The following is a 19,602-nucleotide window of genomic DNA, read 5'->3' as shown; positions in this document are numbered from 1 at the left end:
AGGTTGTCCAAGTGATTGGCGGGCCGAGAAAGGGTCAAGGCCATGTGGATGCCTGATGGTACGAAACTGACTGGCTATTAAGGTACGTGGCAGGGACAGGAATGGGAGCTGTGGAGTTCTGCCAGTGATCGCGGGAACCTGACTCTGGTTCAAGACGGTGGAGAACAGCCAGGGCAGGACTGGGAGCGGCTGAAATTTCCCAACAGGTTCGCCCGGACACCAGTCCGTTTCTACAAGGATGTCGACGCAGCCTCGGTCTCCGACGTCCATTCCATTCGGGCGACGGCGAGGTTGGATAGCGTCGCCGTGGAGCTTCTGGCGGAGGACGGCGAGGGACGACTTGCCGTTCAAGCGTTGGGTCAGGTGCCGCCGAACTTGATGGATAGGCTCGTGGAGGAATTCGAGTTTGAGCGCTACGAGAATGTCTTTGTTTTCGGCTGGGTTCCGCGGCACGCCCTCGCCGACATCGCCATCGAACGCGCCGAGACGGTGACAGGCGTGCAAGTGAGGCAAATGGAGTAGGCAGCATCACCCGGGCCATCCTGCAGAGGGGATGAGCCCGGCCTTGGGCCGTGGAGACAAGAGGCTCCGGTCGAAATATTCGACGGAGATGGTTGGAATAGGGTGTAACCATGTGGCTAAGCGATGGAACTCCGTTGGACGGAATCTACGGGGTGTGGAGCGGCCGAGTGGTGGAACTCCAGCGACGAACCCCCTACTTGGGGAAGCTGACGATCATTCAGGACGGCGGCGAGCCGCCTTCGCCGGAATGGTCCACACTGGAGTTTCCGAATCGGTTTGGCCGGACGCCTTTCCGGCACTACCTACACGTTCCCGAATCAGAGGTATCCGATCTCCATGAGATTGCCGCCACGGGATACGTTCCGCTCACCGACAGCACGGGCCACGACATCCAGGCACGCGTGAACATCATCGCCCAAGACGCAGAAGGCAGGTTGGCCGTTGAGACCATGCCGCGCGAACCCCGCCACCATTGGGATGCGCTCGTGCGCGAGTATGACTTCGAAGAATATGACCGCAGCTGGGTCTTCGGCTGGGTTCCAGCGCATGCGCTGACGGATTTTAAATCGGAACGAGTGGAGCTGGCAGCATGACCCGGACGATCCTACAGAAGGCCGTGAGCCCGGCCCTGAGCCGCAATTATCTGGCCAACTCCACGGACACTGTCGCCGGCTACGTGTTGCGGGCGGCGGACGTCGCTGAGGCACGAACCCCGCAACAGCTGTTCGACGCCCACGGACTGGGGTTTTCCGGGTCTCCGTGGCAGCGGAGTTCGGAAACCATCGACGTAATCCGGTTCCAGTCCCCGGTCGGGAACTACCTGCACGACGCGCTTTCTCCGGAGTTTGTGGACCGTGCGCCGTTCACCGGAACCGGACTCACGTCTTGGGACGGTGGGCGGGCGCCGTTGTTCTATCTCGACGAAGTGCGGCTGCCGGCCGGAGCGGAACTTTGGCGCATCGGCCGAAGCGGCTCGGAGGATCTCCTCGCGGTTTATGTCGATGTGGCCCGGGGCTGGGCTGTGGTCGCCGATGAGGCGAGGGTGGAGCCGAAGCCCGTACCGCCGTCGTCGGTGTTGGGCTGGCGCGCCACTTGGCGTGGAGCAGAATTCGTTGCCGACATGGTTGACGACGGCAATACCGTGGTGCTCTCATCGCCCGGCGAGCCCCCGGCGGAAGTGTCAGGTTTCGAGAAGACCCCGCGCGGGGTCTGGCGGGCGAAGGTTCCGCTGGCCGACGTCACCGACCTCTACGAACTGAACGTCTCCTGCACTTTCAACGGGCTTCCTTTCCGGGTCCTCGATACCGCCATGGATGGCGGCCGGCGCGTCTTCCGGCTCTCCTACACCGGTCACAACGCCGACTTCGCCGAAGGCCTGCAGCTCGATAAGGCCGATGCCGGAGTGTACCGGGCCATCGCTGCCGAGGAGGACGTGCAGGATCTGCAGTTCGTGCAGAACCGGCTGGCCGGCCTGCCGGGCTCCGGCCGCTGAGCATCCACTGTGCCAGATGAGACGCAGGGCACACTGTTAGGCGGCAAACCTGCGGACATTTAGAATAGGAAACTGTGCGCTTATTGCGCAGGAGGATTCCACAAGAAGAAGGACTGCCCGTGTCTAACTCTGCCGAGGCCATCACCCAGCGTCCCCTCAGGGTGGCTATCATCGGCGCCGGACCAGCCGGCGTCTACGCCGCTGACATCCTCACCAAAGCTGAGCGGGACTTCGAGGTCAGCATCGACCTCTTCGACCGCTATCCCGCCCCGTACGGCCTGATCCGCTACGGCGTGGCGCCGGACCACCCCCGGATCAAGGGCATCGTCAACGCGCTGCACAAGGTGCTGGACCGCGGCGACATCCGCTTCCTGGGCAACGTCGACTACGGCCAGGACCTGACCCTGAGCGACTTCCGGCACTTCTACGACGCCGTCATCTTCGCCACCGGTGCCATCAAGGACGCGGCCCTGAACATCCCGGGCGTTGAACTGGACGGGTCCTACGGCGCCGCCGAGTTCGTTTCCTGGTACGACGGCCACCCGGATGTGCCCCGCGAGTGGCCCTTGGACGCCAAGGAGATCGCGGTCATCGGCAACGGCAACGTGGCGCTGGACGTGGCCCGCATCCTGTCCAAGCACGCCGACGACCTGCTCAGCACCGAGATTCCGGACAACGTCTACCAGGGCTTGAAGGGCTCGCCGGTCACCGACGTGCATATCTTCGGCCGGCGCGGCCCTGCCCAGGTGAAGTTCACCCCGCTGGAACTGCGCGAACTCTCGCATTCCCGCGACGTGGACATTGTGCTGTACCCGGAGGATTTCGACTTCGACGAGGGATCCGACGAGGCCATCCGCACCAACAACCAGACCAAGACCATGGTCAACACGCTCACCAACTGGCTGGTGGAGGAACAGGACACCGGCGCCTCGCGCCGGCTGCACCTGCACTTCCTGCACACGCCGCTGGAGATCGTCGAGGGCACCGGGGACGGCGCCGGACACGTGGCGGCCATCAAGTTCGAGCGCAACGAACTCGACGGCACAGGCAATGTCCGCGGCACCGGCGAAATCGTCGAATACCCGGTGCAGGCGGTCTACCGCGCCATCGGCTACTTCGGCTCGGAGCTGCCCGAGGTGGGCTACGATGGCCGCCGCGGTGTGATCCCCAACGAAGGCGGGCGCGTGATCGACGAGTCCGGAAGCCCCGTCCCCGGCATCTACGCCACCGGCTGGATCAAGCGCGGACCCGTCGGACTGATCGGGCACACCAAGGGCGATGCCCTGGAAACCATCGGCTTCCTGCTGGAGGACCGGCTGGACCTGCCGGCCGCAGAGGAACCGGACGAGGACGCCATCGTCAAGCTGCTCGAAGAGCGCGGCGTTGCCTACACCACCTGGGAAGGCTGGCTGAAGCTGGACGCCCATGAGCGGGAGCTCGGCGCCTCCTTCGTGGCGGAACACAACGACGACGGTGCTCCCGCCGTCGAGCGCGAACGCGTCAAGGTGGTTCCGCGCGAAGACATGATCAAGATTTCGCAGCACTGAGACAAGCTGCCCGAGCTGGTCGGTGGTCGATGGAGGCGCGCCAGCGCCGGGTGCGGTGGTCGGTGGAGGCGCGCCAGCGCCGAGTAGAGACCCGAACGGCTCGGCCAGCGGCGGCGTGCCTAACGCTCGACGTAGAAGCGCAGCACGTCTCCGCCGGGCAGCTCCACCCGGACCTTGCCATGGCTAGGCATGCTGAGGCGTGCGCCGGGGTAAGTTGACCGCAGGCTGGTGAGCAGTGTTTGATACGGATCCAGTGTTTGAAGATCCGGGGGCGGAAGCTCCGGCCCGCGCTGAATTTCCGGTGCCGGGCGGAGGAACAGGGCCCGAAACCGCCCTCCGAACCGCTGCAGTCGAGACTGTGCTGGGACCACCATCGCCTTGTTGCCCGCTTCCTTGCTCGCTTCACTGCCGGCGGCCGGCCGGTCCGATTCCCCTGGGTCGGCCCTTCCACCAAGTATGGGAGACCCCGGCCATAATTCCGCGAGGCGTTCCGGCAAGTCGCGGAAGAGTCTGTGATCTGCGCGTCCCGGCACGCCCTCGACCCCAGCGGCTAAGCTGAGACCCGGCCGGCTACCAGCCGTCCCGGCAAGCACCACGATCACGGTCGTTCACGCAGAGGTTCCGAGCAGGAGGAGGCAGCGCACCGCATGGCCAGGCCGCAGAATCCGCAGCGCAAGCCGCAGCTGCTTGAAGACATCCTGGACTACCTGCAGGACAAGAACCTGGCGGACCTGTCCTTCCGCCCGCTGGCCGAGGCCCTGGGCATCAGCAGCTACATGCTGGTCTACCATTTTGGGCACCGCGAACAGTTGCTCGAGGAAATTGTGCACCAGGTCCAGGCGCAGCTGCCCGCGCCTTCTCAGGAGCAGCTGGCCGACTTGGATGCCCCGGCACTGCGTCAACTGCTGCTGCAGATCTGGGAGCGTTCGCAGACCCCGCAGAACCGCGTGCTGCAGCGGCTCGGATTCGAAGCGGCCATCCAGCAGGCGGCCAGCCGGCAGGCAGCCACCCAGCAGGCAGCCATCCTGCAGGCGGCCATCCGGCAGGCGGCCAGCCGGCCAACGGGCTCCTCGCAGTCCGCGCTGGCCGGAACGGCCCTCCGGCCGCCCGGTTTCTCCCTCTGGCGCGACGCCGCTGCCGGTTGGCTCCGCGCCCGCGGGGCAGGGGAGCAGCAGGCAGCAGCTGAAGGGACGCTCTTCGCGGCCGGACTGTGCGGTCTGTGGTTCGGGCAGGTAGTCGCTGCCGAACCGCCGGAGGGGTCCACCGAGGCGTTCCACCTGTTGCTGGAGCGCCTCCTGCAGGCAGCACCCTGACGCTGCCTGCCCTCGACAAGGCGCCATCGCGACCAAAGCCGGGCTCCGCCGTCGTGATTCGGCACCGGCTCGCATAGTCTGGGGGAGTGACCAATGACATGCCGCTTAATGAAGAACAGACCCAACGGATTGTCGGCATCGCCATGGATTTGGCCCGCGAGGGCAAAACCAGCGAGCTGGCTGAGTTCCTCGACCACGGACTGCCCGTGGATGCTCTTGATCCGGACCGCAACACGCTGCTGATGCTGGCTGCCTACCACGGGCAGGAAGAGACCGTGGACATGCTGCTGGGCCGCGGCGCCAATCCCGATATCCGCAACGTCCGCGACCAGTCGCCGATTGCGGGTGCCCTGTTCAAGGGCGAGGACGCGGTGGTGGCCAAGCTGCTGGCCGCCGGAGCGGATATTGACGCCGGCACGCCGTCCGCCCGCGATGCCGCCAAGATGTTCGGTCGTGAGCACCTACTGGAGCGCTAGCCGCCGGAAAATAAAAAAACTGCCCGGGACCGGCCGCAATGGCTGGTCCCGGGCAGTTTCATGCCGTGAGGCGGGGCAATTACGCCGAGTCGGTGTTCACATCCACTGCGGAGACCTTGCCGGCCTGCAGGGCCTCGATGGCCTTGCGCACACCCTCACCGTAGGCAGGATCGGCCTTGGTGCAGTTGGCGATGTGGCGTTCGATGGTGGCTTCGGAAGCCCCGTCGATGGCGCGGGCGGTGTTCTCGAACAGCACCTGGCGCTGCTCGGCGGTCATCTTCTCGCGGAAGAGGATGCCGGGCTGCTCGAAGTAGTTGTCGTCGTCCTCGCGGAAGTTGAACCGGTCGGCAACGGCGCCCACGGCCTGGGCCGGGTCGCGGTACGCCGGCTGTTCCTGCCAGCGTCCGTAGCCGTTCGGCTCGATGCCCGGGGTTGCGCCCTGGTTGCCGTCGATGCGCATGGCGCCGTCACGGTGGTAGGAGTTGACCAGGCCGGCGCCGCGCGGGTAGTTCACCGGGATCTGGTGGTGGTTCACACCCAGGCGGTAGCGCTGCGCGTCGCCGTAGGAGAACAGGCGGCCCTGCAGCATGCGGTCCGGCGAGTAGCTGATGCCGGGCACCACGTTGGCCGGGGTGAAGGCGGCCTGCTCCACGTCGGCGAAGTAGTTCTCCGGGTTGCGGTTCAGTTCCCACTCGCCGACCTCGATCAGCGGGTAGTCCTTCTTGGACCAGACCTTGGTCAGGTCGAACGGGTGGTACTTGTAGGTCTCCGCGTCAGCCTCGGGCATGATCTGGACCATGAGCTTCCACTTCGGGAAGTCGCCCTTGTCGATGGAATCGAGCAGGTCGCGCTGGTGCGATTCGCGGTCCTCGCCCACCAGTGCGGCGGCCTCGGCATCGGTCAGGTTCTTGATGCCCTGCTGCGTGCGGTGGTGGAACTTCACCCAGAAACGCTCGCCGGCGTCGTTGATGAGGCTGTAGGTGTGCGAACCGAAGCCGTGCATGTGGCGGTAGGACGCCGGGATGCCGCGGTCGGACATGACGATGGTGACCTGGTGCAGGGCCTCCGGCAAGTTGGTCCAGAAGTCCCAGTTGTTCTCGGCGCTGCGCAGGTTGGTACGCGGATCACGCTTCACTGCGTGGTTGAGGTCCGGGAACTTCAGCGGGTCGCGGAAGAAGAACACCGGGGTGTTGTTGCCCACCAGGTCCCAGTTGCCCTCTTCGGTGTAGAACTTCACCGAGAAGCCGCGGATGTCGCGCTCGGCGTCGGCCGCGCCGCGCTCGCCGGCCACGGTGGAGAAGCGGGCGAACAGTTCGGTCTTCTTGCCGACCTCGGAGAAGATCTTCGCCTTGGTGTACTTGGTGATGTCGTTGGTCACCGTGAAGGTACCGAACGCACCGGAGCCCTTGGCATGCATGCGGCGCTCAGGGATGACCTCGCGGTCGAAGTGCGCCATTTTCTCCAGGAACCAGACGTCCTGCAGCAGCATCGGGCCGCGAGGACCAGCGGTCAGGCTGTCCTGGTTGTCCGCTACGGGCGCGCCCGCAACGGTTGTCAACGGCTTGGTGTTATCAGCCATTTAGTTATCGCTCCTTGTCGGATCTTCCATCTTGTTGGTCTTTCGTGGCAGTGCAGGCGGGACAGATGCCCCAGAACGTGACCTCGGCTTCGTCAATTGCGAACCCATGGTCATCGCCCACGGTTAGGCACGGTGCCTCGCCCACAGTGCAGTCGATGTCGGCAATGTCGCCGCACCGCCGGCACACCACGTGGTGGTGGTTATCGCCAACCCGGGCCTCGTAGCGCGCCGGGGAGCCCGAGGGCTCGATCCGGCGCAGCAGCCGGGCGTCGGTCAACGCGGCAAGCACGTCGTACACGGCCTGTTTCGAAACCCCGCCCAGTTCGTCCCGCACCATGCCGGTGATGGCATCGGCGTCGGCATGCGGGTGCGTGCGGACTGCTTCCAGTACCGCGGTCCGCGGACGGGTGACGCGCAGCGAAGCCTCGCGCAACATGTCCTCGGGTTCCCTCATATCGACCATGACAGCCATTCTGTCAGCTTTTCTGGACTCAGTCCAGAATATGTTTTGGAACGAGTCCAGAACAGTTGGTGAACCGCGGGTGTCGAAGAAGCACGACGGTGGTGCCCGCCGCCGCGTTTTTTGGCGCTCGCCTGTGCGCTGCCGACAGGGATTTGCGACGGCGGTGCTCGCCGCTGTGTGGTCGGCATGGCCTGGTCATCCGCGACCGGTGCATCGACTCGCCGTCGCGTTTAAGACGCCACGCTCCGCGGTGCGCGCCGCCAGCCGAAGAAAGGTGCCGCGGGCAACTAGAATTTCCGCCATGCCCAAACTGTTCGCCGACACGGCGCCGCTGACTGAGAGCCCGGAATTCCGCAGGCTGTGGATCGGCACGTCGCTCTCTGCGATCGGCGCTCAGTTGACCGCGGTGGCGGTGAGCCTGGAGGTCTACCAGCTCACCGGATCGACGTGGGCGGTGGGCGCGGTCGGCGTCGTCGGCTTGATTCCGCTGGTCCTGGCAGGGCTATACGGCGGCTCGGTGGTGGACGCCCACGACCGCCGAAAAGTAGCGCTCTATTCCGGTCTGGTGCTGTGGGCCTGTACCGCAGTTTTTGCCCTGCAGGCGTGGTTCCAGCTGGAACAGGTGTGGTTGTTGTATCTGGTGATTGCGGTGCACTCGGCAGCGGCCGGGATCAACCAGCCGGCGCGCAGTGCAATTGTGCCGCGGCTGGTGCGGCGCGAGATGCTGCCGGCCGCCAATGCGCTGACCATGATGACGTTCGGTCTGGGCATGACCATCGGGCCGTTGGCCGCAGGCGTGCTGGTGGCAAATGTGGGCTTCGGCTGGACCTATACCTTGGACGTCCTGACGTTTACGGCGGCCATTTGGGCGGTGCTCAAGCTGCCGCCGATCCCGCCGGAGGGGGACGTGCGCAAGGCCGGCCTGAAATCGGTGGTGGAAGGGCTGCAGTTCCTGCGCACCCGTCCCAACATCCGGATGACGTTCCTGGTGGACATGGCCGCGATGGTGCTGGCCCAGCCGCGTGCGCTGATGCCGGCCATCGGGGCGGTGATCATCGGCGGCGGCGAGGCGACCGCAGGCATCCTGCTGGCCGCGGTGGCCGCGGGTTCCTTTATCGCGGCGGTGTTCTCCGGGCCGTTGGGAGGCGTCCGGCGGCAAGGGCTGGCGGTGCTGTGGTGCGTGGTGGTCTGGGGGAGCGCCGTTGCCGGGTTCGGCGCCGTCGTCGTGATGGCAAGCCGTGCCGACGCCGCAGCTGCCGGAGACGTCAGCGAGTGGCTGCTGCCGGCGGCCCTCTGCCTGGCCGTTGCCGGTGGCGCGGACACGGTCAGCGGTGTCTTCCGCAACACCATCCTGCAATCGGCCACGCCCGACGCCATGCGCGGGCGGCTGCAGGGAATCTTCATTGTGGTGGTGGCAGGCGGCCCCAGGCTGGGCGATGCCGTTGCGGGCGGAGGGGGCGAATGGCTAGGCGAGGGATTCGCAGCCGTCGCCGGCGGTATCGCCTGTGTCTGCATGGTAGGGCTGCTGCACCGGTTGCAGCCGAGATTCGCCCGCTACGACGACAGGCACCCCGAGCCATAGCTGTCGCTGCCGCCCTGGGAACCCGGCGCCGGATTCCGGCGTTGGAATAAGTGTGCGGTAGATACACTGAAACCGGACATGCTGCGCCCGCAGCGGCAGAGGGCCGCATCGGCGCGGGAGAGGACTAACACGCTGTGCACAACCACTTCAACGGACTGAAAACGGCAGGATTGCTGGGCGGACTCTTCGCCCTGCTGCTGGCGATCGGCGCGCTGTTGGCCAGCGGGACCGGCAGTGCCAACTGGATCTGGATCATGGCCCTGATCGGCGTGGCCACCACGGCCTACAGCTACTGGAACAGCGACAAGCTGGCCATCCGCAGCATGCAGGCCTACCCGGTCACCGAAGCGGACCAGCCCGCCATGTACCGAATCGTCCGCGAACTATCCACGCGGGCCAACCAGCCGATGCCCCGGCTCTACGTTTCCCCGACCATGGCGCCGAATGCCTTCGCCACCGGACGCAACCCGAAGAACTCGGCGGTCTGCTGCACCGAGGGCATCTTGCGCTTGCTGGACGAGCGCGAACTGCGCGGCGTGCTGGGCCATGAGTTGATGCACGTCTACAACCGGGACATCCTGACCTCCTCCGTTGCCGCCGCCGTGGCTGGTGTGATCACCTCGGTGGCACAGTTCCTGCTGTTTTTCGGCGGCCGCGACCGCAACGCCAACCCGCTCGCGCTGATCGCCATGTCCTTGCTGGCACCGATCGCGGCCATGCTGATCCAGATGGCGGTCAGCCGCACCCGTGAGTACGACGCGGACGAGGACGGCGCCACCCTGACCGACGACCCGCTGGCGCTGGCCTCCGCGCTGCGCAAGCTGCAGTACGGCACGCAGCAGGCGCCATTGCCGCAGGACCAGAAGCTGGTCAACACCAGCCACCTGATGATTGCCAACCCGTTCAAGGGTGGCGGCGTCAAGAAGATGTTCAGCACCCACCCGCCGATGGACGACCGCGTGGCGCGGCTGGAACGGATGGCCGGACGGCCACTGGGCTACTGAGGCCGTCATGCGACTGCTGCTGATCCGGCACGGCCAGACACCTTCCAACGTCCGCGGGCTGCTCGACACTGGGGCGCCAGGGGCGGAACTGACCCAGTTGGGCGAGGACCAGGCCCGTGCCCTGCCGACGGCGCTCGACGGCGAACCGATCGACGCGCTGCTAGTCTCCACTCTCGTGCGCACGCAGCTCACCGCCTCCCCGCTGGCTGCCGCACGAAAGCTCGATACCGACGTTCACGACGGGCTGCGGGAAATCTCGGCCGGTGAGCTGGAAATGCGAGGCGACCGAGACGCCATCATTGCCTACATGACCACGGTCTTTGCGTGGGCATCGGGCGACCTGGACCGGCGGATGCCCGGCGGTCCAGACGGGCACGAAACGTTCGGCCGCTTCGATGCCGTCATCGACGAGGCCCGGGCCGCCGGCGTCGGCACCTTGGCGGTGGTTAGCCACGGGGCCATGATCCGCAGCTGGGCCGGCGCGCGGGCATCGAATCTGAGCGTCCCGTTCGTTGCCCAGAACCAGTTGAGCAACACCGGAGTGGTGGTTCTCGACGGCGGCCCGGGCGGCTGGGAGGCGCTGACCTGGATGGGTCAAGCCATCGGTGGCCCGGAAGTGGCCGCCCCGCTGGCCGACGGTCCCACCGCCGATGCGATCAACCCGGACCGCATCCCCACCGATTCCCGGGACTGACGTCAGGATCTCGGGCTAGACGTCAGGTTCCAGGGCCGACGTCTAGCCGAGCTGCCCGGCTATCAACGGCCGAGAATCCACGCCTGTTCGCGTCCATGTCACAGTTTCAGCCCTCCGCGGTGTCCTATGTTTATAACCACAACCAGAGGGAGCTCACGGTGACTGCACATCAACGGATCGTCGTCATTGGGGCTGGCTACGCCGGAGTCATGGCGGCGAACCGGCTCGCCGGCAACAAGGACTTAGCAAGCCAGATCGACGTAACCGTCATCAACCCCTTCCCGGACTTCGTCGAACGGATCCGGTTGCACCAGGTGGCGGCGGGCAGCCGGGCCGCAGCCTCGGTTCCCATGGAAACGGTGCTGCACCCACTGGCCACGCTGGTGGTCGGCCAAGCCACACGGATCGACCCGCACGCCCACACCGTCCACTTCGACGACGGCCGAGATCCGCTGAAGTATGACTTCCTGGTCTACGCTCCCGGCAGCACCAGTCAGCCGGCCCCTTCAGGATCCGGGAGCTATGCGCTGCGGGACGCCGAGTCGGCCTTGCGCCTGCGGCCGGCACTGGAGCAGTTGGCGCCGGGCGGCGTCGTCAGCGTGATCGGCGGTGGGCTGACAGGAATCGAAGCAGCTGCTGAAATCGCCGAAACCCATCCGCGCTTGACGGTGCGGCTCGTCTCCCGCTGTCGGCTCGGGGCCGACCTGTCGGACGGCGGACGACGCGCGTTGCTGAAACGACTTCGGGAGGTTGGAGTCCAGCTGGTGGAAGGACAACGGGTGGAGCGGTCGGAGGGGCAGCAGATCACGCTCTCCGACGGCACGTCGATGGCCTCCGACTGCACCGTTTGGACAGCGGGCTTCGCCGCCCCGGATCTCGCCCGGGTGAGCGGCCTGGCCACCGATGCTGACGGCAGGCTGCTCGTCGATTCAGCGCTGGCCTGCCCCGAGTTCCCGGAGATCTTCGGCGCCGGGGACGCTGTCCGCGCGCCGGACGCGGTTGCCGCGCACCTGCGGATGAGCTGCGCGATGGCCATGCCGATGGGCGCACACGCCGCGGACAATATCAGCGCCCGGATCCGGCAGCGCAGCCCACAGGAGCTATCCGCTGGCTTCCTGCTGCGCTGCATCAGCCTGGGCCGGAAGTCAGGACTCGTCCAACCGGTGCGAGCCGACGACACCCCGCGCCGGCTAGCCCTGAGCCATCGGACAGGCGCCATGGTCAAGGAACAGGTGTGCCGCATGACGCTGTCCTGGATCAGGGGAGAACGGCGGCGCAGCGGGTCGTACAGCTGGCCGCGCGGTCCCCGCGCTGTCAGGGCGCAATAACTGCGGCAGATGGGGCTACACGGGGCCGGCGGCTGCGCCAGCGGCACATGAGGCTGTGTGAGCCCGGCGGCAGCGGCAACGGGCGACGAGGTGGCGCGGGGGCGGCAGCAGTGGCAACGCAGGCCACACCGATGCGCACCGAGCACAGCCCAAAGTACGACGACGGCCACGCACCTGGGGTGCGCAGCCGTCGTCGTACTGAAGTCAGTTGGCTTTGAATCAGCGGTAGTTGATGAACTGAAGGTCGACGTCCAGATCAGAACCCTTGAGCAGGGAAATGACTTCCTGCAGGTCGTCGCGGGACTTGGAGGTGACGCGGAGTTCGTCACCTTGGATCTGCGCCTTCACGGCCTTGGGGCCTTCGTCGCGGATGATCTTCGAGATCTTCTTGGCCTGGTCCTGGGCGATGCCTTCCTTGATGCCGGCTTCGATCCGGTACTCCTTGCCTGACGCGAACGGCTCGCCGGCATCCAGCGACTTCAAGGAGATGCCGCGCTTGACCAGCTTGGACTGCAGTACGTCCAGGACAGCTTTCACGCGCTCCTCGGAGTTTGCCTTCATCAGGATCTTCTCGCCGCTGAAATCGACTTCGGCGCCGACTCCCTTGAAGTCATAGCGCTGCGCAATTTCCTTCTGCGCCTGGTTCAAAGCATTGGCAACTTCCTGCTTGTCCACTTTGCTGACGATGTCGAACGAAGAATCGCTGGCCATGGTTCCTCCTGGGTCGGGGCGTGTGTGCTTGGCACCAGCCTACTGAATCGGGCAGCGCCGGGTCAGATTTCCCAGCTTCCACGCAGCTTCCGTTCATTGTTCCTTCATCCGGATCCGCCAGAATCACTGTGTTGTATCAATCACCGATCTTCAGGAGAAGCGCACATGGGAGCCCGCCCGCGGTACATAGTCACGTCGATAAGGGTTGCCGCGGGTTCGTTCGTGACCGCCACGGCCGTCGCCACGGTGGTTGTGATGGGTTCCGCTCCGGCTTCGGCGGCCACTGTGTCCCTGCCATCGGCGCAGACCCCTGCCAGGGCTATCGGCGCCGTCGGTGCTGCCCCTCTGCTTTCCCGGGAGACGGCGAACGGCCTGGGCCGCGACGGCAGCAACTCGGACGGTGTGTCCGGCGCAGGCGATGTGTCCGCTGAAGCCGACTTGCTTGTCGGGGCTGGTCCGGTGTCCCGCTTGGATGGGATCCGCCGGGAAATGGATCAGGCGGTGCAGATGCGTATGGTCACCGCGGACCAAGCCGACCGCTTTGTGAACCAGATCCAGGAGCGGATTCTCCGGGGTTTATAGCTGCGAAGCACCCCGATTCGATTCTTGGGCCGATCTTTGTGTAAAGTTGTCTTGCTTCCTCACGGGGAAGCGGTCTTCTGATGAAGAAGGCGTTCGGCAGATTACCCGAGCGGCCAAAGGGGGCTGACTGTAAATCAGCTGGCATTGCCTACGGGGGTTCGAATCCCTCATCTGCCACCGAACGGGAAACCCCGTCTGACCAAGACTTACTGGTCGGACGGGGTTTTCCGTACTAGCCGGTTTTACCGGCGGCCGCTGGTCCACCTGCGACAGCGGGCCGGGACCGGCGCCGATAGACTTGACCGCGGATGTGACCGGCGGCGACTGGCCGCCATGACGAGGAGTTCTCTTGCGACAATTCACCGCCCGCTTTGCGACGCCAGAGGAAATCGAGGCCTGGGACAGCCATGTCACGGCGAATCCCAATGGCGGCAACATGCTGCAGGCCAAGGCCTACGCATCGGTGAAAGCGGAGCACGGGTGGAAGCCGCTCTACCTCGCGTATGAAACCGAGGGCTACACCAGCTACAACCTGGTGCTGGAAAAGCAGGTTCCGCTGCTGGGCCAGTACTGGTACATGATCAAGGGCCCGGATGTCGCGTCCCCCGATGACCTGCCGGGCATTTTCGAGGCCAACCGCCGCTTCTGCCAGGAGCAGGCCCGCGGTGTCTTCGCGATCCGGATTGAGCCGGATGTCGAGGCCACTGATGAAGCGCGCGCCCTGCTGGCACGCGAAGGGCTGGTCAAGATGCCGGACCTGCAGCCGAACGATCACACCGCGATTGTGGATATTGCCCCGGAACCGGATGTGGTCCTCAAGAGCTTCTCCTCCCGCGGCCGCAATGCCGTGCGCCGGGCGATCCGAGAAGGCGCCGAAGTCGTCACGGCTGAGCCGACGGAGGAAAACTTCCGAGCCATGTTCAACCTGATGGGGCAGGTGCAGCAGGGCCAGAAAAACGTGCAGGTTCGCTCTTTCGAATACTTCAAGGCGTTCTGGGGCAACTTCATTGCCGCCGGACAAGGCCGGCTGCTGTTCACCTATGAGGACGGCAAGCCGTCGGTGGGTGCGTTCGTGGTCAATTACGGGCGCAAGGGCACCTACAAGGACGGCGGGTCGCTGCCGAGACGCAAGCAGTACGGCGATTCACATCTCATCCAGTGGACGGCGATGAACCAGCTCAAGGAGCTGGGCACCACCAGTTACGACCTGTGCGGAACTCCGCCGGCGTCCGAACTCAAGAACCCCGAGCATGAGTACTACGGACTGGGCCTGTTCAAGACCAGCTTCACCAAGACCATCACCGACTTCGTTGGCTGCTATGACCAAGTGATCTCGCCGCTCAAGTACAAACTGTGGTCTGCATCGGGAGAGAAGATCGCCCGCGGTCTCTACGTCCGCCGCCGCCACCAGCCGTTCTACTGAGCAGCCTGGCGTCACGCCACCCCTCAGACGGCTGGGACGCCACTCAGCAGCCGGTCGGACACCACTCCTCAGCCGTCCTCACGCTGCTTCGCTCAGCGGCAGCGGGTGGATGTCCCAGAGGAAGCAATACGTGGTCGGCCCCGAGTTGTGCATGACGTTGTAGTACAACCACTGCCAGGCAGAGGCGTCGTTATGGTCGGCCGGAGCAGGTGGGCAGTCCGCCGGCGTGTACCACTTCCCATCGCTCCAGATGTAGTACAGGTCGCCCACGTACGTGGCTGCCGGCCCGGCGCCGGGTTTGCCGTGCGGCAGGCCGACCCGCTCCTTCAGCGAGGCGCCGTCGCCCACCGCATACAGCTCGGTCTTCGACGGATCATGGGCGAACGGGAGCCTGTCATTCAGGTCGTCCATCAATCCCATGCTCCGGGTGATGGCGGCGTCGAGCTCCAGCCCGTCGGTGACAATCAGGACGGTGCAGCGGTTCATGTCGTTCCCCTCCGGTGAGTGTCTGGTGGAATCGACCTTAGATAGGCGGGCACCGCTGCCGGAAGGCGTCGCTCCAGGCTGTGGATAACAGCCGCCGCCCGCCTTGCGACACCCCGCAAGCTCATGCGCTGAGCGAACACGGGGCGACAGGCCTCAGTCCGGCGCGTAGCGTGGGGGTATGGCAACCATCGATATTACCGAGGCCCAGTTCCCGCAGACCATTGAAGAGAACGACATTGTGTTCGTTGACTTCTGGGCCGACTGGTGCGGCCCCTGCAAGCAGTTTGCCCCCGTCTACGACGCCGCTTCCGAGCAACACAACGACATTGTCTTCGCCAAGGTGGACACCGAGGCTGAGCAGAATCTTGCCGCCGCCGCCGGAATCACTTCGATCCCCACCCTGATGGCTTTCCGCGAAAAGGTGCTGGTCTTTTCCCAGCCCGGCGCATTGAACTCCAGCCAGTTCACCCAGCTGGTGGACGCGGTCAAGGGCCTGGACATGCAGGAAGTCCATGCCCAGGTCGCTGCCCAGCAGCAGGCGCAGGACGGCCAGACAGCCGAGTAGCCACGACGGTCACGAACCTCCCGAGGGAGCAGGGCAACTGTCCTGCTCCCTCGGTGCTTAACCGGGGCTCAGTGCCGGCGGTGGTCCTGCGGCGACAGCCGCGGCCCGAACGTGGGCTTACGGAAACCACTGAGCACCAGCATCCGCACCACGCGCTGCCGGTGGCCCCGCCAGGGTTCCAGGAGCTCCAGCATGCCGGCGTCGTCCGTCTTGCGTCCGGTGAGGGCGTAGCCCACAAAGGCCGCCAGATGGAAGTCGCCCACCGACACTGAGTCGGGGTCCCCGTGCGTGCGCTGCGCGGTTTCGGCCGCAGTCCACGGTCCGATCCCGGGGATGGTGCACAGCTTGCTGGCCAGCTCGGCCCCGGCGGGCAGCGCAGCCAAGCGCTCCAGTGCGGCGGCGGATGAGCAGGCACGCAGGATGGTGGCGGAGCGTTTCGAGTCCACACCGGCGCGGTGCCAGTCCCACGATGGAATGCGCCGCCATCCGTGGGCCGTTGGCGGGACCATGAGCCCGTCCGGAGCCGGTCCCGGTGCCGGGGTGCCGTGCCGCCGGACCAGATATTTGTAGGAGTATCGCGCCTCGATCGTGGTGATTTTCTGTTCCAGGATCACCGGCACCAGTTCATCGATCATCCGCCCGGTGGCCGGCAGCCGCAGCCCCGGGTTCCGCCGCCGCGGCACGCTCACCAGCCGGGGCAGTCCCGCGTGGAATTCCGGTGCGTCAAATCCGGACCAGTCGTCGTTGACCCCCAGCAGGGCCGGCAGGCCGGCCAGTGCTTCCTCCGCGCCCGGCCCCCAGGCCTGTCCCATGACGACGGCGGTGCCCCGGCTGCCTGCCGCGGCCGCACCGCGGGCGTCGTCTTCCTGGGGTGTGGCTTCCCGAGGGCTTTGATTGTCCCGGTTTGGTAGGCGGGTGATGCGCAAGGTGGCCGCGCCGGAGGAGGTATTCAGCGTCAGCCAGGCACCGGCGTCGTCCATCCGGGCGGTGGGATCCTGCTTGCCCCGGGACAGGATGGACAAGGTCCCGGGCAGGTCGTAAGGCTCCGGGAATTCCACCTCGCTGGTGAGCCCGGTGGTGCCGGACGCGGAGGCAGTGAACAGCATGGATTAATCGTCGCACGCGCGGCCGACAGTTCCCGCCCGGCCGGCTCGCGGACCGCATTGACCGGCACGGGCGTGAACCCGTCTTACGCCGGATGTGCCCCGGTCTGGGCGGGCGGGTAGATTTGGGCCCATGAAATATGCCAATTCTGTTCTGGACCTGATCGGCAACACTCCGTTGGTCAAACTGAACAAAGTGACCGAAGGTATTGCTGCCACCGTCCTGGCGAAGGTGGAGTATTTCAACCCGGGCGGATCGATCAAGGACCGCATCGCGGTGAAGATGATCGAGGAAGCAGAAAAGGACGGGCGGCTGAAGCCCGGCGGGACGGTGATCGAACCCACCAGCGGCAACACCGGTGTGGGGCTGGCCCTGGTGGCCCAGCAGAAGGGCTACAAGTCCATCTTCGTGACCCCGGACAAGGTGGGCCTGGAAAAGCGTGATGTGCTCAAGGCCTACGGCGCCGACGTCGTGGTCACGCCCACGTCCGTGGCTCCGGACAGCCCGGAGTCCTACTACGGCGTCTCCGACCGGCTGGTGACGGAGGTGGACGGCGGCTACAAGCCGGACCAGTTCAACAACCCGGCAGCTCCGGCCAGCCACTATGAGACCACCGGCCCGGAGATCTGGCGCGACACGGACGGCCAGGTCACCCATGTGGTGATCGGCGCCGGCACCGGCGGAACCATCACGGGAACCGGTCGCTACCTCAAGGAAGTCTCCGCCGACCGCCCCGCCGGCCCGGTGAAGATCATCGGCGCCGACCCGCAAGGTTCGGTCTACTCCGGCGGCACCGGACGGCCCTACTTCGTTGAAGGCGTGGGCGAGGACATGTGGCCGGACAACTACGACAAGTCCGTGCCGGACGAGGTCCTGGCCGTCAATGACGCGGAAGCGTTCGCGATGACCCGCCGGCTGGCGCAAGAAGAGGGACTGCTGGTAGGCGGCTCCTCCGGCATGGCGGTGGTGGCGGCGTTGAACGTGGCCAAGACCCTGGGCCCGGAGGACATCGTGGTGGTGATCCTGCCGGATTCCGGACGTGGTTATCTGGGCAAGATCTTCAACGACGAATGGATGAAGTCCTACGGCTTCATTGCCGGCGGCGAAGATGCCACCGTGGGCGAGGTGTTGCAGCGCAAGAGCGGCCGGCTGCCGGACCTTGTGCACACGCATCCCTACGAAACCGTGCGCGACGTCATCGAGATCATGAACGAATACGGCGTCTCCGTGCTGCCGGTGCTGTCGCAGGAACCGCCGGTGGTCATGGGCGAAGTGGTCGGAGCCGTGAACGAACGGGACCTGACCGCCAAGCTGTTCAAAAACGAAGCACAACTGACCGATAAGGTCGGCGATCATCTGGGAACGGCGATGCCGCTGGTCGGATCGATGGAGCCGGTGTCCGCCGCGCGGGAGAAGCTGCAGGCCGCCGACAGTGTGCTGGTCACGCTTGCCGGGGCTCCGGTGGGCGTGCTGACCCGGCACGACCTGCTGACCTACCTCACGAGCTGAAGGAGAGAAGAATGAGTGCAGAGAACAACCAGGGCTTCAACACCCGGGCCGTGCACGCCGGACAGGTGCCGGACGACGCTACCGGCGCGGTGGTGCCGGCGATCTACCAGTCTTCGACCTACGCCCAGGACGGCATCGGCGGGCTGCGCAATGGCTACGAATACGGCCGCGGCACCAACCCCACCCGCGACTCGCTGCAGGTTCAGTTGGCGGCGGTGGAGGGCGGCAAGCATGCGTTCTCCTTCGCGTCCGGCCTGGCAGCCGAAGACGCGCTGATCCGCGCCTTGCTCGCCCCGGGCGACCACATTGTGCTGGGCAACGACGCCTACGGCGGAACCTACCGGCTGATCAACCGGGTGCTGGGCGCCTGGGGCATCGGCCATACCGTGGTGGACATGTCCGACGCCTCGAGGGTCGCCGCCGCGGTCAATGAGCACAAGGCCCGGTTCCTCTGGGTGGAGACTCCCTCCAACCCGATGATGAAGGTCACCGATATCGCCGCGCTGGCCGAACTGGCCCATGCCGCCGGTGCGCTGCTGGTGGTGGACAACACGTTCGCTTCGCCGTACCTGCAGAACCCGCTGGCTTTCGGCGCCGACGTCGTGGTGCACTCGACCACCAAGTACATCGGCGGCCACTCGGACGTGATCGGCGGCGCTGTGGTGCTCAACGACGACGCGCTCGCCGAGAAGATCGGCTTCGTGCAGTTCGCAGTGGGCGCGGTGTCCGCCCCCTTGGACGCCTTCCTGACCACCCGCGGCCTGAAGACCCTGGGCGTCCGGATGGACCGGCACTCCGCCAATGCCCAGGCCGTGGCCGAATGGCTGCAGGGCCGGTCCGAAGTGGAGGCCGTCTTCTACCCGGGGCTACCGGAGCACCCCGGCCACGAGCTGGCCAAGAAGCAGATGCGCGGCTTTGGCGGCATGGTCTCGGTTTCCTTCAAGGGCGGCGAGGCGGCGGCGCGCAAGGTCGCCGAGTCCACCACGGTGTTCACGTTGGCCGAATCCCTGGGCGGCATCGAGTCGCTGGTCAACTACCCCTCGGAGATGACCCACGCCTCGGTGAAGGGCACCGAACTGGCCGTGCCGGAGAACCTGATCCGACTGTCCGTGGGCATCGAGGACATCGAGGACCTGATCGCGGACCTGGAGCAGGCCTTCGCCCAGCTCTAGGCAACTCTAGGCAGCTCTCTGGACGGCTCCAAGGCAGCCCAGAGAAGCTC

The 19,602-nt window shown here is 65.7% G+C and carries 20 protein-coding genes and 1 tRNA gene; 16 read left to right on the top strand and 5 right to left on the bottom strand.

Going from position 1 to position 19,602, the window contains the following annotated elements; all coding sequences use genetic code 11:
• Positions 1-306: 306 nt before the first annotated feature.
• The 6 genes from E4J89_RS18310 (at position 307) to E4J89_RS18285 (ending at position 5,350) form a co-directional block, all read left to right on the top strand.
• Entirely contained in the window at positions 307-522 is a 216-nt protein-coding gene (locus E4J89_RS18310) for a hypothetical protein (protein WP_136787647.1), read from the top strand.
• A gap of 134 nt (positions 523-656) precedes the next feature.
• Positions 657-1,115, top strand: coding sequence for a hypothetical protein (locus tag E4J89_RS18305; protein WP_136787646.1), 459 nt, complete (start codon positions 657-659; stop codon positions 1,113-1,115).
• Positions 1,112-2,014 (top strand): hypothetical protein, encoded by a 903-nt coding sequence (locus tag E4J89_RS18300; RefSeq protein WP_136787645.1) that lies wholly within the window; start codon positions 1,112-1,114, stop codon positions 2,012-2,014. The genes E4J89_RS18305 and E4J89_RS18300 overlap by 4 nt, the downstream gene beginning before the upstream one ends.
• 119 nt (positions 2,015-2,133) lie before the next feature.
• Entirely contained in the window at positions 2,134-3,561 is a 1,428-nt protein-coding gene (locus E4J89_RS18295) for an FAD-dependent oxidoreductase (RefSeq protein ID WP_136787644.1), read from the top strand.
• Between the two features lie 647 nt (positions 3,562-4,208).
• A complete protein-coding gene (locus E4J89_RS19495) occupies positions 4,209-4,874 on the top strand; it encodes a TetR/AcrR family transcriptional regulator (RefSeq protein ID WP_169304066.1) in 666 nt (221 codons plus the stop codon).
• A gap of 86 nt (positions 4,875-4,960) precedes the next feature.
• Complete coding sequence (locus E4J89_RS18285) at positions 4,961-5,350, top strand: ankyrin repeat domain-containing protein (RefSeq protein WP_346763396.1); 390 nt, start codon at positions 4,961-4,963, stop codon at positions 5,348-5,350.
• 79 nt (positions 5,351-5,429) lie between these two features.
• Here E4J89_RS18285 and E4J89_RS18280 read toward each other — a convergent pair whose 3' ends face one another.
• Together E4J89_RS18280 and E4J89_RS18275 are read right to left on the bottom strand one after the other, a co-directional pair.
• Positions 5,430-6,929, bottom strand: coding sequence for a catalase (locus E4J89_RS18280; protein WP_136787643.1), 1,500 nt, complete (start codon positions 6,927-6,929; stop codon positions 5,430-5,432).
• A gap of 4 nt (positions 6,930-6,933) precedes the next feature.
• Positions 6,934-7,383 carry a Fur family transcriptional regulator gene (locus tag E4J89_RS18275; protein ID WP_136787662.1) on the bottom strand — a complete coding sequence of 150 codons (450 nt, stop codon included), beginning with the start codon at positions 7,381-7,383 and terminating at the stop codon, positions 6,934-6,936.
• 310 nt (positions 7,384-7,693) lie between these two features.
• Here E4J89_RS18275 and E4J89_RS18270 point away from each other — a divergent pair, with 310 nt between their 5' ends.
• The 4 genes from E4J89_RS18270 (at position 7,694) to E4J89_RS18255 (ending at position 12,000) form a co-directional block, all read left to right on the top strand.
• Positions 7,694-8,974 (top strand): MFS transporter, encoded by a 1,281-nt coding sequence (locus E4J89_RS18270; protein ID WP_136787642.1) that lies wholly within the window; start codon positions 7,694-7,696, stop codon positions 8,972-8,974.
• Between the two features lie 134 nt (positions 8,975-9,108).
• Positions 9,109-9,978, top strand: coding sequence for a zinc metalloprotease HtpX (gene htpX / locus E4J89_RS18265; RefSeq protein ID WP_136787641.1), 870 nt, complete (start codon positions 9,109-9,111; stop codon positions 9,976-9,978).
• 7 nt (positions 9,979-9,985) lie between these two features.
• A complete protein-coding gene (locus tag E4J89_RS18260; protein ID WP_136787640.1) occupies positions 9,986-10,672 on the top strand; it encodes a histidine phosphatase family protein in 687 nt (228 codons plus the stop codon).
• Positions 10,673-10,830: 158 nt separating this feature from the next.
• Positions 10,831-12,000 carry an FAD-dependent oxidoreductase gene (locus E4J89_RS18255; RefSeq protein WP_240691981.1) on the top strand — a complete coding sequence of 390 codons (1,170 nt, stop codon included), beginning with the start codon at positions 10,831-10,833 and terminating at the stop codon, positions 11,998-12,000.
• A 219-nt stretch (positions 12,001-12,219) separates the two neighbouring features.
• On the opposite strand, the gene E4J89_RS18250 is transcribed toward E4J89_RS18255, so the two are convergent.
• Positions 12,220-12,711, bottom strand: coding sequence for a YajQ family cyclic di-GMP-binding protein (locus E4J89_RS18250; protein WP_136787638.1), 492 nt, complete (start codon positions 12,709-12,711; stop codon positions 12,220-12,222).
• Positions 12,712-12,876: 165 nt separating this feature from the next.
• Between E4J89_RS18250 and E4J89_RS18245 the strand changes: the two genes are divergently transcribed.
• The 3 genes from E4J89_RS18245 (at position 12,877) to E4J89_RS18235 (ending at position 14,716) form a co-directional block, all read left to right on the top strand.
• A complete protein-coding gene (locus E4J89_RS18245; protein WP_136787637.1) occupies positions 12,877-13,293 on the top strand; it encodes a hypothetical protein in 417 nt (138 codons plus the stop codon).
• Between the two features lie 95 nt (positions 13,294-13,388).
• Positions 13,389-13,470, top strand: a tRNA-Tyr gene (locus E4J89_RS18240).
• A gap of 172 nt (positions 13,471-13,642) precedes the next feature.
• The gene (locus E4J89_RS18235; protein WP_136787636.1) at positions 13,643-14,716 is read left to right on the top strand and encodes a peptidoglycan bridge formation glycyltransferase FemA/FemB family protein; all 1,074 of its coding nucleotides are present in this window, start codon (positions 13,643-13,645) and stop codon (positions 14,714-14,716) included.
• Between the two features lie 78 nt (positions 14,717-14,794).
• Here the strand turns inward: E4J89_RS18235 and E4J89_RS18230 are convergent, their stop codons facing one another.
• Positions 14,795-15,202 carry a hypothetical protein gene (locus tag E4J89_RS18230; protein WP_136787635.1) on the bottom strand — a complete coding sequence of 136 codons (408 nt, stop codon included), beginning with the start codon at positions 15,200-15,202 and terminating at the stop codon, positions 14,795-14,797.
• A gap of 178 nt (positions 15,203-15,380) precedes the next feature.
• Here E4J89_RS18230 and trxA point away from each other — a divergent pair, with 178 nt between their 5' ends.
• The gene (trxA, locus tag E4J89_RS18225; RefSeq protein ID WP_136787634.1) at positions 15,381-15,767 is read left to right on the top strand and encodes a thioredoxin; all 387 of its coding nucleotides are present in this window, start codon (positions 15,381-15,383) and stop codon (positions 15,765-15,767) included.
• Between the two features lie 68 nt (positions 15,768-15,835).
• Here the strand turns inward: trxA and E4J89_RS18220 are convergent, their stop codons facing one another.
• Positions 15,836-16,873 (bottom strand): 3-methyladenine DNA glycosylase, encoded by a 1,038-nt coding sequence (locus E4J89_RS18220; protein ID WP_136787633.1) that lies wholly within the window; start codon positions 16,871-16,873, stop codon positions 15,836-15,838.
• A 130-nt stretch (positions 16,874-17,003) separates the two neighbouring features.
• Here E4J89_RS18220 and E4J89_RS18215 point away from each other — a divergent pair, with 130 nt between their 5' ends.
• Both E4J89_RS18215 and E4J89_RS18210 read left to right on the top strand, forming a co-directional pair.
• Complete coding sequence (locus E4J89_RS18215) at positions 17,004-18,380, top strand: cystathionine beta-synthase (RefSeq protein ID WP_136787632.1); 1,377 nt, start codon at positions 17,004-17,006, stop codon at positions 18,378-18,380.
• 11 nt (positions 18,381-18,391) lie between these two features.
• Complete coding sequence (locus E4J89_RS18210) at positions 18,392-19,552, top strand: cystathionine gamma-synthase (protein WP_136787631.1); 1,161 nt, start codon at positions 18,392-18,394, stop codon at positions 19,550-19,552.
• The last annotated feature ends 50 nt before the right edge of the window (positions 19,553-19,602 follow it).

Origin of the sequence: Arthrobacter sp. CAU 1506 (genome assembly GCF_005047635.1) — a bacterium.
Classification (GTDB): Bacteria; Actinomycetota; Actinomycetes; order Actinomycetales; family Micrococcaceae; genus Crystallibacter.
The sequence above is the reverse complement of the archived record's forward strand: the minus strand, read 5'-3'. Positions and strand labels throughout refer to the sequence as shown.